The 14800-nt window shown below is 65.1% G+C and carries 15 protein-coding genes; 9 read left to right on the top strand and 6 right to left on the bottom strand.

Annotated features, from left to right (window positions below; all coding sequences use genetic code 11):
- Positions 1–12: 12 nt before the first annotated feature.
- Positions 13–1182, bottom strand: coding sequence for a cysteine desulfurase family protein (locus HUV60_RS14980; protein ID WP_257850776.1), 1170 nt, complete (start codon positions 1180–1182; stop codon positions 13–15).
- Between the two features lie 453 nt (positions 1183–1635).
- Between HUV60_RS14980 and HUV60_RS14975 the strand changes: the two genes are divergently transcribed.
- The 6 genes from HUV60_RS14975 (at position 1636) to HUV60_RS14950 (ending at position 8306) form a co-directional block, all read left to right on the top strand.
- A complete protein-coding gene (locus HUV60_RS14975) occupies positions 1636–3252 on the top strand; it encodes a DEAD/DEAH box helicase (protein WP_257850777.1) in 1617 nt (538 codons plus the stop codon).
- Positions 3249–5117 carry an ATP-binding protein gene (locus tag HUV60_RS14970; RefSeq protein WP_257850778.1) on the top strand — a complete coding sequence of 623 codons (1869 nt, stop codon included), beginning with the start codon at positions 3249–3251 and terminating at the stop codon, positions 5115–5117. Before HUV60_RS14975 ends, HUV60_RS14970 begins: the two co-directional genes overlap by 4 nt.
- On the top strand, positions 5114–5335 hold the full coding sequence (locus HUV60_RS14965; protein ID WP_257850779.1) for a hypothetical protein: 222 nt from the start codon (positions 5114–5116) through the stop codon (positions 5333–5335). Before HUV60_RS14970 ends, HUV60_RS14965 begins: the two co-directional genes overlap by 4 nt.
- An 80-nt stretch (positions 5336–5415) precedes the next feature.
- Positions 5416–5994: a hypothetical protein gene (locus HUV60_RS14960; protein WP_257848171.1), complete on the top strand. Its 579-nt coding sequence runs from the start codon at positions 5416–5418 to the stop codon at positions 5992–5994.
- Positions 5995–6042: 48 nt separating this feature from the next.
- Positions 6043–7578: an ISKra4 family transposase gene (locus tag HUV60_RS14955; protein WP_257848170.1), complete on the top strand. Its 1536-nt coding sequence runs from the start codon at positions 6043–6045 to the stop codon at positions 7576–7578.
- A gap of 68 nt (positions 7579–7646) precedes the next feature.
- Positions 7647–8306: a hypothetical protein gene (locus HUV60_RS14950; RefSeq protein WP_257850780.1), complete on the top strand. Its 660-nt coding sequence runs from the start codon at positions 7647–7649 to the stop codon at positions 8304–8306.
- A gap of 523 nt (positions 8307–8829) precedes the next feature.
- On the opposite strand, the gene HUV60_RS14945 is transcribed toward HUV60_RS14950, so the two are convergent.
- Positions 8830–9066 (bottom strand): integrase core domain-containing protein, encoded by a 237-nt coding sequence (locus HUV60_RS14945; protein ID WP_443047521.1) that lies wholly within the window; start codon positions 9064–9066, stop codon positions 8830–8832.
- Positions 9067–9620: 554 nt separating this feature from the next.
- Between HUV60_RS14945 and ltrA the strand changes: the two genes are divergently transcribed.
- Positions 9621–10898, top strand: coding sequence for a group II intron reverse transcriptase/maturase (gene ltrA / locus HUV60_RS14940; protein WP_257847794.1), 1278 nt, complete (start codon positions 9621–9623; stop codon positions 10896–10898).
- On the opposite strand, the gene HUV60_RS14935 is transcribed toward ltrA, so the two are convergent.
- Positions 10847–11620 carry an IS3 family transposase gene (locus HUV60_RS14935; protein ID WP_257853086.1) on the bottom strand — a complete coding sequence of 258 codons (774 nt, stop codon included), beginning with the start codon at positions 11618–11620 and terminating at the stop codon, positions 10847–10849. The genes ltrA and HUV60_RS14935 overlap by 52 nt on opposite strands.
- Complete coding sequence (locus tag HUV60_RS14930; protein WP_257853085.1) at positions 11571–11951, bottom strand: transposase; 381 nt, start codon at positions 11949–11951, stop codon at positions 11571–11573. Before HUV60_RS14930 ends, HUV60_RS14935 begins: the two co-directional genes overlap by 50 nt.
- 205 nt (positions 11952–12156) lie before the next feature.
- On the opposite strand from HUV60_RS14930, the gene HUV60_RS14925 reads away from it, so the two are divergent.
- The gene (locus HUV60_RS14925; RefSeq protein WP_257850781.1) at positions 12157–12327 is read left to right on the top strand and encodes a hypothetical protein; all 171 of its coding nucleotides are present in this window, start codon (positions 12157–12159) and stop codon (positions 12325–12327) included.
- Positions 12328–12689: 362 nt separating this feature from the next.
- The gene (locus HUV60_RS14920) at positions 12690–13490 is read left to right on the top strand and encodes an HARBI1 family protein (RefSeq protein WP_443047520.1); all 801 of its coding nucleotides are present in this window, start codon (positions 12690–12692) and stop codon (positions 13488–13490) included.
- A gap of 382 nt (positions 13491–13872) precedes the next feature.
- Here HUV60_RS14920 and HUV60_RS14915 read toward each other — a convergent pair whose 3' ends face one another.
- Together HUV60_RS14915 and HUV60_RS14910 are read right to left on the bottom strand one after the other, a co-directional pair.
- The gene (locus HUV60_RS14915) at positions 13873–14103 is read right to left on the bottom strand and encodes a hypothetical protein (protein WP_257850782.1); all 231 of its coding nucleotides are present in this window, start codon (positions 14101–14103) and stop codon (positions 13873–13875) included.
- 260 nt (positions 14104–14363) lie between these two features.
- Positions 14364–14792 carry a hypothetical protein gene (locus HUV60_RS14910; RefSeq protein WP_257850783.1) on the bottom strand — a complete coding sequence of 143 codons (429 nt, stop codon included), beginning with the start codon at positions 14790–14792 and terminating at the stop codon, positions 14364–14366.
- Positions 14793–14800 lie beyond the last annotated feature (8 nt).

Raw genomic sequence — 14800 nt, 5'->3', positions numbered from 1 at the left:
GAATGCTTCGGGTCAGATCGGGATCGCCAAGGTGGCGCGCACCTGCCGGACTGCGCGGATCGTGGAGGCGATTGCCTGATCGACATCGGCGCGTGTTGACGCGTACCCAAGAGAGAACCGGACAGTGGAGTCTGCCTCTTCCCGGCTACGCCCCATGGCCAGGAGCACGTGGCTCGGGCTCGGTGCACCGGATGAGCACGCACTTCCTTCGGAGGCAGCGACATCTGGCATCGCGGTGAGGACGGCGTCGGCAAGGGCGCCGTGGAATGTGATGCTGGTAACACCAGGTAGCCGGTAGTCGAGCGCACCGTTGATCCGGCAGTCGCCGAGCTGCTCAACGAGAGCACTCTCCAGCAAGTCACGGAGGTGTGTGACCCGTGCGATCTCTTCCGTCAGGCCGCGGTGTGCTGCTGCCGCTGCTGCTCCCGCCCCCGTGATGCCAGCGACGTTGAGTGTCCCGGCTCGCCAGCCGCGTTCTTGCCCTCCGCCGAAGATCAGCGGGTGGTACGGGAGCGAGATGCCACGGCGGACAAAGAGGGCCCCCACTCCTTGCGGGCCGCCGAATTTGTGAGCTGACAGAGACAGTAAATCCACGTCGACCTCGGCGAGGTCGATCGGCAGTCGGCCAACCATTTGCGTGGCGTCGGTGTGGAAAAGGGCCCCCGCCGCATGTGCCGCTTCCGCAAGCGGTGCGAGGTCGGTCAGGACGCCCGTCTCGTTGTTCGCGGCCATCAGGGAGACGATCGCCACGTCACCCGCAGACAGGGCGACATGGAGGCCGTCTAGATCCACCAGGCCGTCCGCATCCACCGCCAGCAGTCTGAGCGCGTCGGGCGCGGTTGCCGTAAGGTTCTTGGCGGTTTCCAGCACTGCGGGGTGCTCGACTGTGCTCGTAATCACAGTCCCGCCGACGCTGTGGGCAGCTCGCAGCGCGAGGTTGTTGGCTTCGGTGGCTCCAGAGGTGAAGATGATCTCGCCAGGGGAGCAGTTCAACAGATCAGCGACTTGGCGGCGAGCCTCGTCTACCCGTTGCGCGGCGTCACGGCCGGAACGGTGCGTGCTTGACGCATTACCCACCGTCTGCATCGAGGCGAGCGCGGCCTCTCGCGCTTCGGGTCGCATGGGTGCCGTGGCGTTGTAATCGAGATAGGCCAGACCTGAACTAAGCGTCCGTTCTGTCACTATCCACCCCGCTTCTCTGTGATCCGTCTGTGCAACTGGTGGCTGCTCGCGGCGGTGCGGCAGCTTCCACCAGTTGTCAACGGAGATCCTAGCTGCCGGTGGATGCGGGTGAGACGCAGGCGCGGTTTTCGCGCGTTTGGTGAGCGCATGCGACCATCGCTGATTGAACATATGTTCGCATCATGGCTGCTTCGTGACCACCGGTAAAAGCCATGAGAGGCCGGGGAGTTGAGTCACACGGCCTCGGTCCGCCCGGCAGCTTCGACTGCCAATCCACGTGGATTGCGCCGAGCCGGCTTCGGCTGTCAGTGGTCAGGACTAGGGTTGATCACGCGCTGAACCCCCACTGAATGGGGTGTGGCGGATGAGGGGTAAACGATCTGGTAGGGGGATGGGGTTGCACGCGGTAGGGGCGCGGCAAGTAGATGCGACGCAGACGAACTGGGGGGTCCTGTGATCGGGTCCCCGGGCATCGCGTTTCAGGCCGTCCTTGATGCGGCCCCCCTGACCTACATACGGCGCCTGCTTGGCGAGCACGCCTGCGAACTCCTCGCATTGCTGCGGGAGGGGTCCGTTGAGGATGCCATCCGGAAGGTCGCAGCCTCGGCCGTCTCTCCGGAGCAGTTGATCGGCGATCCCGAGGAGCGCGCGCAGCTGCTGGAGCTACTTCCCGAGGGCAAGAAGGCGGAACTGGCAGAACGCCTTGGCTGGGACACGTCTTCGTCGCCGGCGGTATTCCTGTCTGCTCTGCCTTGGACGCTTGAAGAGCGCCGAGCATTCCTTGGCTTCCTTGGGCTCGTCGTTGATCGAGCGCCCGAGGCTCCCGTGTCCTCACGGAGACCGTCCGAACCGAGCTATGGCCTCTTCCCGCATCAGCGGCGTGCGGCCGGCAAAGTGCGGCGTCTGCTCTACTCCAGTGAACGTCGCACGGTATTGCACCTGCCGACCGGGGTCGGCAAGACGCGCACCGGCATGGACCTGATCTGTGACCACCTTCGGCAGCATGAGCCCACTCTGGTCGTGTGGCTGGCCCGGGGCCGCGAGCTCCTCGAACAGGCCGCGCTCGAGTTCGAGCGCGCATGGGCCTCTCTCGGTAATCGGGAGGTCACCGTAGCCCGGATGTGGGGGGACGCTCCCACCGATCTTGATGACATCACCGACGGGATTGTCGTACTCGGACTGGAGAAGGCGGGTGCCGCGGCAAAGAGTACGCCGGGCCTTCTCGACCAACTTGCGCTCCGCACGACGCTCACAGTCTTCGACGAGGCTCATCAGGCCATCGCGCCCACTTACCGCCGGGTGGTCGAAGCCCTCACGCTCCGTAGCGATTCGAGCCTCTTGGGGCTGACCGCCACGCCGGGAAGGACGTGGGCTGACATCTCGGAGGACGAGAAGCTCGCGGACTTCTTCGCACGCCAGAAGGTGATGCTGGAGATCGACGGGTACGACAACCCCGTCACCGCTCTCATCGAGCAGGGGTACCTCGCCCGCCCAGACTTTCGCACGGTTGCGGCTGACTCCGGGATGAAGCTCAGCGCACGGGACAAGCAGGCTCTCGCTGCGTCCTTTGACATCCCCGATGAACTGATCGCAGGTCTTGCCGACAACGTGCAGTGGAACCTTCAGGTCGTCCGAACCGTGCTCGATCTCAGCGAGCAGCACAGGCGCATCCTTCTGTTCGCCGCCTCGATCGAGCACAGCCGCCTGATCGTCGCCATCCTGAGCATGTTCGGAATCGATGCCGAGCAGGTCACCGGTGAATCCTCAACGCGTCATCGCGATCGAGTGATCAACCGCTTCAAGGGCCCTGGAACCCGACCGATGGTCCTCTCGAATTACGGCGTGCTCACCACTGGCTTCGATGCCCCCGCGGCGAGCGCCGCCGTGATTGCCCGCCCTACTCGCTCACTCGTGCTGTACAGCCAGATGGTGGGCCGCGTGATCCGCGGGCCCAAGGCCGGCGGCACCTCCACATGCGACGTCGTGACCGTCGTCGACCCCGCGCTCCCGGGCTTCGGAGACGTGGCAGAGGCATTCACCAACTGGGAAGACGTATGGAAGGCTCGATGACATCCAAGTACTCGATCGTCACCTCCGACCTGACGGTCAAAGCCTTGCAGGACAGTGGATACAAGTCGACGGCACACGCCATCGCCGAACTGATCGACAACGGCATTGAAGCCGGGGCCGACATCGTCGAGCTGTTCGTTGTTGAGTCGACTGACCGTCCGTCGCAGCGCTCGCGCCATCGAGTCGAGAAGATCGCCGTACTCGACAACGGTAGTGGCATGGACCCCGAGACGCTCCGGCAATCCCTCCGCTTCGGTGCGGGAACGCGGCAACAGCGGAAGGGGATAGGACGCTTCGGAGTCGGCCTGCCCAACTCCAGCATCTCCCAGTGTGACCGCGTCGACGTCTGGTCCTGGACCAACGGACCCGACAATGCACTGCACACGTACCTTGATCTGACGGAGGTGCGCGGCGGGCTCGAAGAGGTCCCCGAGCCGAAGCTCGACGGCGTCCCGGACGAATGGCAAGCGCTGGCCGAAGGGCTCGGAACCAGTGGCACCTTGGTGCAGTGGACACAGTTGGAACGGGTCCAGTGGCGTGGCGCGGAGGCGACTCTGGCCAATACCGAGAGCTTGATCGGACGTATCTACCGTCGGCTGATCGCCGAGGGAACGCGGATCAAGCTGGTACCTGCTCGCGGGTGGGCTCCCTTGCCCGGCGTTCGTGATGCACGCCCCAACGATCCGCTCTACCTGATGGCCCCCAGCGCGACGCCGGCCCCGTTCGACACCAAGCCGATGTTCCGCCCATTCGGTGCCGGCAACGTCGGCGAGATCGGCGTCGAGCGGTTCATGGTCCATGGAGCCGACGGCAACGAGTACCCCGTCTTCGTCCGCTCCTCGATCGCTGTCGATGCAGCGCGACGTCCGGACATCGGAGGCGAGGAGTGGCCCAAAGCCGTATCTCCGAGTCTCAACCCCGGTGAAGCTCCGTGGGGCAAGCACGCCGCCAAGAACCTCGGTATCTCGCTGATCCGTGCCAACCGCGAACTCGACCTCGACACGGGCTGGACGAACTCCTATGACCCTGTGGAACGCTGGTGGGGCGTAGAGATCGATTTCCCACCCGCGTTGGACGAAGTCTTCGGGGTCACCAACAACAAGCAAGCCGCGACGATCTTCTCTGACCTTGCCCACTTCAACTGGCGGGAAGAGGCCGCTGGCCTTACCTGGGACGAGTTTCGGGAGCAGCTCCGCGAGGAGGGGGATCGGCGGCTCCCACTCATCGAGATCGTCTATCACATCCGTGAGAAGCTGCTCGGCAAGCTGCGCTCCGACCTTGCTGACCAGACCAGGGGCACGCGCGCCAACCGGAAGCGGCACGAGGACGTGGAAACTAAGGCCGAGGAGGCGGTCAAGCGGCGCCGTGTGGAGACGAAACCCAGCTTCACCGACACGCTCGCCGAGCAGGTCACCGAGGAAGAGAGCAAGGAGATTCAGCTCGAAAACCTCGTGGAGACTCATAAGTACACGCCTGCTGACGCGCAGCGGATCATTGAGGAGTCGATCCAACAGGGCAAGCACGTCCGTCTGCTGACAAGCCGCAACCCCGACTCGCCGGCCTTCTTCAACATCGACTACATTCCCAACCTGCTGCAGGTCACCCTCAACCAGGACCACCCGGTCTATGCCGACCTCATCGCCGTGCTCGACGGCGACATCGACGGCGCCACCAAAGAAGAACTCGCAGAGCGGCTGCGGGGCGCGGCTGGAGCCTTCAAGCTCCTGCTCATGTCTTGGGCCAGGTTTGAGGACGAGCTTCCGGACAAGCCTCGGGAGCGAGCCAAGAAGATGCGCCAGGACTGGGGCCGCATCGCCAGCGACTTCCTCGGCGCGGACGAGGCCGACGACGAGGACGATGAGTGACCCGAGATCACGTCTGGCGACAGGTTGAGCAGCTCCTCCTCGGCGCGACTCGCGAAGTTCTCCTGGTGGCCCCCTTCATCAAGCAGGAAACCTTCCAGGCAGCGCTCGCGGCCGTGCCGGACAGCGTGGGACGCATTCACTGCGTCACACGCTGGTCCGTCGCCGAGGTGGCGGCGGGAGTGTCCGATCCGGAAATGGGTGCGGCTCTTCTTCAGTGAGCTGGTGATGCCGTGCGCCGTTGCCGTTCGTGCGCGGATGGCGGATCGTCGTGTCCTGAGACGTGGTCTTGGAGGCGGCGATGGTGTCGTGGCTGGAGGAGCTCGATCGGCGGGAGGCTGCCGCGCGGGAGGAAATCGCCGAACTGCGCTCCCAGATCGCAGAGTTGACCAGGCGAGTTGCTGACCGGGAGGAGAGGCTGTCCCGGCTGGAGATCACCCGGGAGACGATGACGGAGATCCTGTCCGGCGACGGGGCGGTGAGGGTGTCCGTGGACGAGGCCGCGGGGGAAGTGCCGGTGGAGGGGAGCGGGGCGGGATCGCCGGTCGGGGTGCGGCTGGTGCCGCAGTGGGAGCCGGGGCTTGAGGCGGATGTGCTGCCGCGCTCGTACCGGGACGTCGTCGAGGTGTTGCAGGACGCGGTGCATCCGATGCGGGCGCATCATCTGTGCGCCGCGCTGGGGTTGTCGACGGACAAGAACAAGGTGGAGGGGTTCCGTTCGAAGCTGAAACGGCTGGTGGAGCGGGGCTGGCTGGCCGAGGACGAGCCGGGCCTGTTCGCGTGGGGCGGCGCGCGGAGGGCGGGAGCGGGTGCGCCGGAGCGGGAAGCCGCGGCCGACGGGCGGCGTCGCGCCGGTGTGGGGCCGGGCTCTCGTCCCTAGCGTCGATGGTGCCAACCGAATTCGCCACTGTCCGAGGACGAGAGCCCGATGAACGCAGCGTATGAAACGGCCGCGGCGGCTGACCCCTTTGCCCGCGTGTTTTCTTCCCTCACTTTGCTGACCACCCGCCTCTCCGGCCCTGAAGCACTCACCGCGACGCATGAACAGGTGGAGGCCGACGTCGAAGCGGGCTCCCGGGAGCTGGGGCGACTGCTCCTGCAGGCCCATCTCCAGTGGCGGGCCCGCCACGAAGAGGACCACCTGTCCGCCCTCGGTCCGCGGGAGCGGGCTGCGCTCGCCGGCGGCCGGAGCCGGCTGGAGAAGGGCCACCGGCGGCAACTGGCCACCGTGCTGGGGCCGGTGACCGTGACCCGGTGCGCCCTGCGCGGCGCGGGCATGACCAACCTCTACCCCGCCGACGCCATGCTGGGCCTGCCCCACGGCCGGCACAGTCTGGGACTGCGCCGCCTCGCGGTCCTCGAAGCGGTCCGTAGTTCCTACGACACCGCGCTGGAAGCGATCGACCGCGGCTGCGGGGGCCGGGTGGTGGGCAAACGCCAGGTGGAGGATCTGGTGCGGGCCGCGGCCGTGGACGTCGCCGCGTTCTATACGGCCCGCACCCCCGCGCCGGCCCCGGCCGGGACGCTGCTGGTGCTCAGTGTCGACCAGAAGGGAATCGTGATGCGCCCGGGCCACCTGCGCGAGGCCACCGCGAAGGCCGCCGCCAGGGCCCGGCGCACCTTCCGCACCCGGCTCGCGGCCGGGGAGAAGTCCTGCCGCAAAAGGATGGCCACCCTCGCCGTCGTCCACGACGCCGAGCCTGCCGTCCGCCGCCCGCACGACGTCATCGCCCCGCCCGGCGGCCGCACCGGCCACCGCACCGTCCGCAAAGGACCCACCGCGCGGGCGAAATGGCTCACCGCCTCCGTCCGCGAGGACGCCGAAACCGTCATCGCCGCCGCGTTCGACCAGGCCGAAGCCCGCGACCCCGAGCACAGGCGGACCTGGGTCGTACTGATCGACGGCGCCACCCACCAGCGGGAGCTGATCCAGGCCGAGGCCGCCCGCCGCAATGTCACGATCCACATCGTCCTCGACATCGTCCACGTGATCGAGAAGCTGTGGGCAGCCGCTCGCTGTTTCCACACCGCCACCGATCCCGCCACCGAGGACTGGGTCGGCAGCAAGGCCGCCCGGATCCTGGCCGGCGACGCCCCCGGCGCCGCCCACGACATCCGCGCCGAAGCCGACCGCCACCACCTCAGCGACGACCAGCGCGCCGCCGCGGACAAAGCCTGCCGATACCTGGACAACAACGCCGACTTCGTCCACTACGACCAGGCCCTGGCCGCCGGCTGGCCGATCGCCAGCGGCGCCGTCGAAGGAGCAGCCCGCCATCTGGTCGCCGACAGACTCGACATCACCGGCAGCAGGTGGACCGTCCCCGGCGCCGAAGCCGTCCTCACCCTCCGCGCCGTCATCAGCAACGGCGACTTCCCCGACTACTGGATCTTCCACACGCGGAAGGAGCACGAACGACTCCATCCCTTACCCGACCAGCACATATACGCACTTCAAGCCTGACTCGGGATCTCACTCAGACAGAGCCACACCCTCCGGAAATCGCGGAACTGGCCGAAGCGGACGGGCGGGTGGACATCTCGCTTTGCCATAACCTGCACGCCAAGTTGTATGCCGCTGATGGCCGTTGCCTCGTCGGGTCTGCCAACCTGACCGGCAAGGCAACTGGACGAGTGCCGGCTCCGAACATCGAGCTGCTCATCGAAGCCGAGCTTGCGCACCCTGAGGTGTGTCGGGTCCTGGACGCCATCGACGAAGTCTCCGTACCCGGTACGGTGCAGCTCGCTCGCCAGATCCGCGAGCAGGCTGACCTCGTGCGGGCCGACGAGGACGCCCCGCAGATGCTGGTGGTGGGCGAGACCGAGGCGCAGTCTCGCTGGTTGCCAGAGACCCGGAACCCTGAGCGCCTCTACCGGGTATACAACGGTCGACACGGGAACATCTCCAGCGACGTGCTCGCCGGTGTCCTGCGAGACCTCGTCCATATGGACATCCCTCCGGGGCTGTCCGAGCAAGACTTCGGGGCCGCAGCCCTCCTCCGACTGCGGTCCCTGACCGAAGTCCGCACACTGAACGAGAGCGGGGCCCTGAATCTTGACGACGCGAAGCGGGCACTGATCGCCGACGGGCTCCACACGCCAGATCAGGCGCAGCGGGCGGTGGAAACGATCGCCAAATGGCTGAGCTACTTCGACGAGGTCGGGTGTGGCTCCTTTGGAGGGACAGGCTGAGCTGGGCATTTGCCGGTTGGGCTCGACTGCCGGTCGTGGAGATCCTTTCGGAACCAGCAGGTCACGCCCGCGCGTCGCATCAAGATCGACAGCGCGGAGGGTGCCGGTCACCGCGTGACCCGCTGTCGTGGTCGAGTCGATCACTCGGGCGTGCCTCAAGCCGCAGTTCACGCAGCTAGGGCCGTCCCTCCAAAGGAGCCACACCCGACGAGGTCTACCTCGTACCCGTCGGCCCCTGGGAGATCCGCCAGGGCAAAGAGATCAGGTGACGAGAGCCCCGGGCTGGTGCGCGCGGAAGCGCCTGCACCAGCCAGCGGCACGACCTTCGGCAGCCCATCAGTGCCCGGCTCCGAGGGACGAGTGAGAGATATCCTTAGCAGCCCCCCGTAGTCAGCCGCGGGGCCCTGACTCGCCAGGATGATCGAAAAGGTGCGGCGCATGACGGCGGTACGCAAGCCGTATCTCCTCGGACACGCCGAGTGAGGGGCCTCGCGTTTTCCGGACAGTGAGCTGACCGTCTATTTCACGCGGCTATGTGCAACTCCGTGTATTCGGCGTGGACTTCTCGCGGCGGGCGGTAACCAACAGCCGAGTGGAGGCGCTTGTGATTGTACCAGAGTTCGATGTATCGAGTGATGTCCTGTCGGGCGGCCTCTCGGGTCAGGTAAGTCACGCGGGAAACCCGCTCGTTCTTCAAGGCCCCGAAGAACGATTCTGCCATGGCGTTGGTGTGTCCAGAAGGTGATTGTGAGGTTCTGATGTAGAAGACGGGAACGAACAGTTGCCATGCTGTTGTGGAGATGAAGGTAGGTCCTTCGGCATCGGCATGCAGGTGCAGGTGTCAAACCACCATGAGCTGCTGCGGTGAATGAGCCGTGGTGGTGAGCGTCATGGAAAAGCCGTACTAAATATGGCAGGTGTGGGCTGAGAAGGCGAACGCAAGTGAACCGCCGATGACGTGTCGTAAAGCTTAGACGACACCAAAACCAGGGCCTCAATGCTGTCCTGGGACAAGCCAGACGGGAACCTGTTTACTGGTCTGGCGGTGTCCGGCATGAAGGTGGCGCGAGCTCAGTCTGGGCTTCACAACGGAACTGGAGAACTCCTCGACGCGAAACCGCGATCCATGGGTTGACGTGGCTCGCGAGAGGGAGAGGCGCAAGTGGCGAAGAGTCATGAGGGCCGGAGTACCGGTCGCGCGTCGGGAGGGCGGAACGTCCCGTAGTAGTGATGAAACCTCCGTAATAGGGGTGGAGCGAAGGGGACGTGTTGTTGGGTGTCGATCGGCGATCAACCAGCGATGGGAGGAATCGGATGGTCGAGACAAGGCCAGCGGACAAGCCGTTTGATATTCCGAGGCGGCTGGTCTGGAACGCATACCTGAAGGTCAAGGCCAACAGGGGAGCGGCTGGGGTGGATGGGCAGTCTTTAGCGGAGTTTGAGCAGGATGAGAAGAACAACCTGTACAAGCTGTGGAACCGGCTGTCCTCGGGAAGCTACTTCCCTCCACCCGTGAGAGCGGTTGATATTCCCAAAGCCGGCGGTGGGATTCGGAGCCTTGGGGTTCCGACCGTGGCCGACAGGATCGCCCAGACGGTAGTGGCTATGACATTGGAGCCTGAGGTGGAGCAGATCTTCCATCAGGACTCGTATGGCTACCGCCCGAGGCGGTCCGCGCTGGATGCGGTGGAGACGTGCAAGCAGCGGTGCTGGAGGCATCCTTGGGTGATCGACCTTGACATCCAGGGCTTCTTCGACAACGTGCCGCACGGCCCCATCAACGCGGCAGTGGAAAGGCATACCAATCTTCCGTGGGTTCTGCTGTATGTGAAACGGTGGCTAGTCGCCCCCGTACAACAGCCCGACGGAACGCTCGTCAGGCGGGAAAAGGGGACTCCCCAAGGGTCTGCTATTTCACCATTGTTGTCGAATCTGTTCATGCACTACGCCTTTGACGCGTGGTTGGTCCGGGAGTACCCGGCGATCAGATTCGAGCGGTACGGCGACGATGCTGTGGTGCACTGTGCCAGTGAGAAGCAGGCGATTTTCGTCCGCGACATCATCGAGGGCAGGCTGCTGCAGTTCGGATTACGTCTCCATCCGGAGAAAACCAGGGTGGTGTACTGCAAACAGGAAGGTCGTGAACGGGAGTTCCCGGTCACGAAGTTCACGTTTCTGGGGTATACCTTCCGTCCTCGGGCTGCCCGCTTGCGGGATGGGAGGCTGAAGACCGGCTTCCTTCCCGCAGTGAGCGAAACAGCCATGAAGTCCATGGCGAGGACTATCCGGAGCTGGCGACTGGGGCGCTGTACCGAGCTGAGCTTTCAGGAGATCGCCGCGATGATCAACCCCGTCGTGGCGGGATGGATCAACTACTATGGGCGCTTCTACAAGTCCAGGTTGATCAGGTTTCTGGAACAGCAGATCAATCCGTTCCTGGTGAAATGGGCCCGGAGGAAGTACAAACGGTATCGTCGTGCTTCAAGAAAGGCCCGGAGAAGGCTGGCTGAGATTGCCTCAGCATTCCCGGGCATGTTCGCTCACTGGAAGCATGGCGCGTTGCCCACTGGTTCAACAATGGGAGCCGTGTGAGTCGCGAGGTTCACGCACGGTTCTGAGAGCGGCGGTGGGTGAAATTCCCGCCGCCGACTCACCTCGAAGCAGACCCCGGTACGCCCGGAAGATCTGCGGAGCCTGAACCGCTTCAGCGTCGCCGCGAACTCTGCTGACATGTAGTTCGACCCGCGATCGGAGTGAAATATCGCGCCGTCGGCGAGTTTCCTGTTCCGTGCCGCGTTGCGAATTGCCTGGGATATGAGGGGAGTTTGATAGTGGTCGTCCATCGCGTAGCCGATGACTTCCTTCGTGCAGCAGTCGATGACGGTCGCGAGATACAGCCACCCTTCTCCGGTCTTGATGTAAGTGATGTCGCCGACGAGTTTCTCGCCGGGGGCGTCGGCGGTGAAGTTGCGGCCGACGAGATCCGGCACGGCGCCCGCGGCGGCCTTGGTGAGCGACCACCGCTTCGGCTTCGGCTGGCAGGGCACCAGGCCCAGTTCACGCATCAGCATACGGATCAGCTCCAGGCCGGCGGTGTGGCCCCAGCGGGCGAGCTGGGCGTGGATGCGCCGGTAGCCGTAGGTGCTGTCGGACATGTCGAATGCCTTCTTGATGAGCAGTTTCAGTTCCTCGCGCCGCTGGACCGTCGCAGAATTGGGACGGTTCCGCCATTCGTAATAGCCAGACTTGGACACGCCGAGCCGTTCACACATGAACTCGACGGAATACGCGCACTCCGCTGTGCCGAGCCGCATCGTTTCGATGAACTCGTACTTGCTCGCTACCGGGGATCCTTCGCGAAGTACGCTGCGGCTTTTTCAAGAAGGAGACTTCCGCCTCCAGTTCACGGATGCGCCGGTCCTGTTCCTTCAAGCGCGCCCGCTCATCGAGCGTCAACGGTGCACCGGCAGCTGGCTCGTTCCGTTTCTGGTGTTTCTTCACCCAGCCCCGGAGTGTCTCCGAGTTCAATTCGAGCTCGCGGGCCGTCTCCGAGATGGTCTTGCTGGACCGGAGTGCCATCTGGACGGCTTCCTCACGAAACTCCGGGGTGTACTTGCTGGGTGGCGCCACTTCGAACTTCCTCATTTCCTTGACAGAACAACCCTATTGGGTCCCTGTCCGGAAACTCCGGGGCACCTCACTCCGGCTTCGCAGAACAGACTGCGAGCACATCATCAAGGAAGCAGGGCTGCCCGTCCCGCCCAAGAGTTCCTGCTTTTTCTGCCCCTTTCGTACCGTCGGAGCATGGCGGCAGCAGCGGCAGGACGAACCAGAGCTGTTCATCAAGTCGGTGCAACTGGAGGAAACGATCAACGAGCGCCGCGCCGCGCTCGGACGGGATCCCGTCTACCTCAGCCGGTACGGTCGTCCTCTCGCCGAGGCCATCACGGACCCCGGCAAGGCGCGCGGCAACGATGACACCGGAGACGGAAGCTGCGACTCCGGCTGGTGCATGACCTGACTTCCGTAAGGGAGTGCAGCACTGTGGAAGGGCGGGGCCGGACAGGCCCCGCCCTTCCACGCATCGACCGTCCGTTTCGGAAGCGGCGCCCCTCTTCGCCTGTCAGCTACAGATCCGGTGGATCCCCGTGATCCAGCTGCAGCACGGCGAGGTAGTCACCGTAGGCAATCTTCTGATCCACCCACTGAGGTCTTCTCGGCAACGTGACGGTTGCGGTGCGTGACCGCGTGCGGGGTGAGCCGGACCGCGTCGAGTGCCCCGCTGTCAGATATGGGTGAAGCCCCTGGTAGGAACAGGTCTGCGAAAATCAAGTTCCGTACGGCCAGAGGCTTCACACGTTGACCAGTATCACCTACACCGCCGTGCTCGATGTCGGCAGGGAGACCGCCGAGACCCTGGCCCGGCTCCTGCGCGAGCACCGCGACCGGCTCGGCACCCGCAAGAACACCCGCGCCCTGGGCGTCTTCAAGCAGGGGATCCTCGTCCTGCGGTGGTTCGTCGACGGAACCCGGCTGGCCCAACTCGCCCGGGACAGCCGGATCTCGGTGCCGACCGCCTACCGCTATCTCCACGAGGGGCTGACCGTGCTCGCCGACCACGCCCCGGACCTGGCCACCGCACTGGAGCGGGCGGCGGCCGCCGGGTACACCCACCTCAACCTGGACGGCACTGTCATCCGCACCGACCGCGTCGCCGCCCCCGGTCCCAACGGGGCAGATCTCTGGTGGTCCGGGAAGCACAAGCATCATGGCGGGAATGTGCAGGTCATCTCCGCCCCGGACGGCTGGCCGCTCTGGGTGTCCCCGGTCCGCCCCGGCCGCGAGCACGACACCACCTGCGCGCGCACCCACGGCCTGATCGGCGCGCTGAACCGGCTCGCCGCCACTCTGGACATCCCGACTCTGACCGATCTCGGCTACGAGAACGCCGGCGACGGCTTCCGCCACCCGGTCAAGAAGCCGCAGGGCGGCGAACTCGACCTCGAACAGCAGACGTTCAACAAGGTGATTCGTGGCATCCACGGCGTCGCCGAGCGCGCGAATGCCCTGCTCAAAGTCACGTTCAAGGCTCTGCGCCGGGTCAGCCTCGACCCTGGCAGCATCACCCGGATCGCCCGAGCCGCCCTCGTCCTGCTCCAGATGGAACACGGCCGCACCACCTGAACGAAGATCACAAACCGTCACGAGACGTTACCGAGAAGGGTTCACTGGCTGCCTCCCGCAGCGTCAGGGACCCACATCCCTTCGTACAAGAACTTGTCCTCGTTGGGGGCAACGATGTGCTGCTCCTCCACCGCCCAGGCGAGGAGAGCCTGAGTGCCCAGGAGAAGGATGGAAGTGGGTGTGGCTCCTTTGGAGGGACGGCCCTAGCTGCGTGAACTGCGGCTTGAGGCACGCCCGAGTGATCGACTCGACCACGACAGCGGGTCACGCGGTGACCGGCACCCTCCGCGCTGTCGATCTTGATGCGACGCGCGGGCGTGACCTGCTGGTTCCGAAAGGATCTCCACGACCGGCAGTCGAGCCCAACCGGCAAATGCCCAGCTCAGCCTGTCCCTCCAAAGGAGCCACACCCGATGGAAGTCGCCTCCTTGGCCGTACAGATCTCGTCGTGGCCAGCGAGGAACGCCTGCATATCGTCGTCGTGTGCTGGCTGGGGAATATGAGTGAACCCGTGAGCTGCCAGCTCGTGTACGCCGATGGCCTGGGTGACCGCGGCGGCGAGCGAAGCGGGCTCGGAGCTTCCCATGGCGTGGTCCAGGAAGTGCCGGGTCACCTCGGGGGCATGCAGCGGGGGCTCCTGGCCCCCCTGCGCGAGGCGCTGCTCTGCAGCTTCAATGGGTGTGGCTCCTTTGGAGGGACAGGCTGAGCTGGGCATTTGCCGGTTGGGCTCGACTGCCGGTCGTGGAGATCCTTTCGGAACCAGCAGGTCACGCCCGCGCGTCGCATCAAGATCGACAGCGCGGAGGGTGCCGGTCACCGCGTGACCCGCTGTCGTGGTCGAGTCGATCACTCGGGCGTGCCTCAAGCCGCAGTTCACGCAGCTAGGGCCGTCCCTCCAAAGGAGCCACACCCAGCTTCAATGGCCGGGCCGGGAGTGGGAAGATCCGGACGGAGGACTCGTACGAGCGCTTCCAGCGCCGCCCGAGTGTAGCCGAGGCGTACCTGGTGCAACTGCCACTCGCCCATCATGTTCGACCAGACGTAGTCGAAGTCATCGCCCGCTGCGCACATGCCGCCGTCTTCGTACGCCATGTCGAACGTGACAGCGCGGAGGCCGCTCGCCAGGCGGAGCCAGGTGTAGACGTTGTCCCACGCCTTGCGCTCGGCCGGCTCGGAGGAAGCAGGGATCCGTTCCACCCAGTCTGCGAGTTCGGAGGCGTGTTCTTGGGGGTCGAGGAGCGCCATGGCTGACCGGGCGCGGTATGGGGGCAGGCAAGGGCCCGGGATCTGTGTGGATGCCATGTGTGGGA

It is taken from the genome of Streptomyces sp. KMM 9044 (assembly GCF_024701375.2).
GTDB lineage: Bacteria > Actinomycetota > Actinomycetes > Streptomycetales > Streptomycetaceae > Streptomyces.
This window is presented reverse-complemented; position numbering and strand designations above follow the sequence as displayed.

What these genes read in the sequence shown, in the direction of transcription:
- HUV60_RS14970 (WP_257850778.1), top strand. Translation starts at nt 3,249, where the DNA reads ATGACATCCAAGTACTCGATCGTCACCTCCGACCTGACGGTCAAAGCC.
- HUV60_RS14960 (WP_257848171.1), top strand. Translation starts at nt 5,416, where the DNA reads ATGGTGTCGTGGCTGGAGGAGCTCGATCGGCGGGAGGCTGCCGCGCGG.
- HUV60_RS14955 (WP_257848170.1), top strand. Translation starts at nt 6,043, where the DNA reads ATGAACGCAGCGTATGAAACGGCCGCGGCGGCTGACCCCTTTGCCCGC.
- ltrA (WP_257847794.1), top strand. Translation starts at nt 9,621, where the DNA reads ATGGTCGAGACAAGGCCAGCGGACAAGCCGTTTGATATTCCGAGGCGG.
- HUV60_RS14935 (WP_257853086.1), bottom strand. Translation starts at nt 11,620, where the DNA reads ATGCGGCTCGGCACAGCGGAGTGCGCGTATTCCGTCGAGTTCATGTGT.
- HUV60_RS14930 (WP_257853085.1), bottom strand. Translation starts at nt 11,951, where the DNA reads ATGAGGAAGTTCGAAGTGGCGCCACCCAGCAAGTACACCCCGGAGTTT.
- HUV60_RS14910 (WP_257850783.1), bottom strand. Translation starts at nt 14,792, where the DNA reads ATGGCATCCACACAGATCCCGGGCCCTTGCCTGCCCCCATACCGCGCC.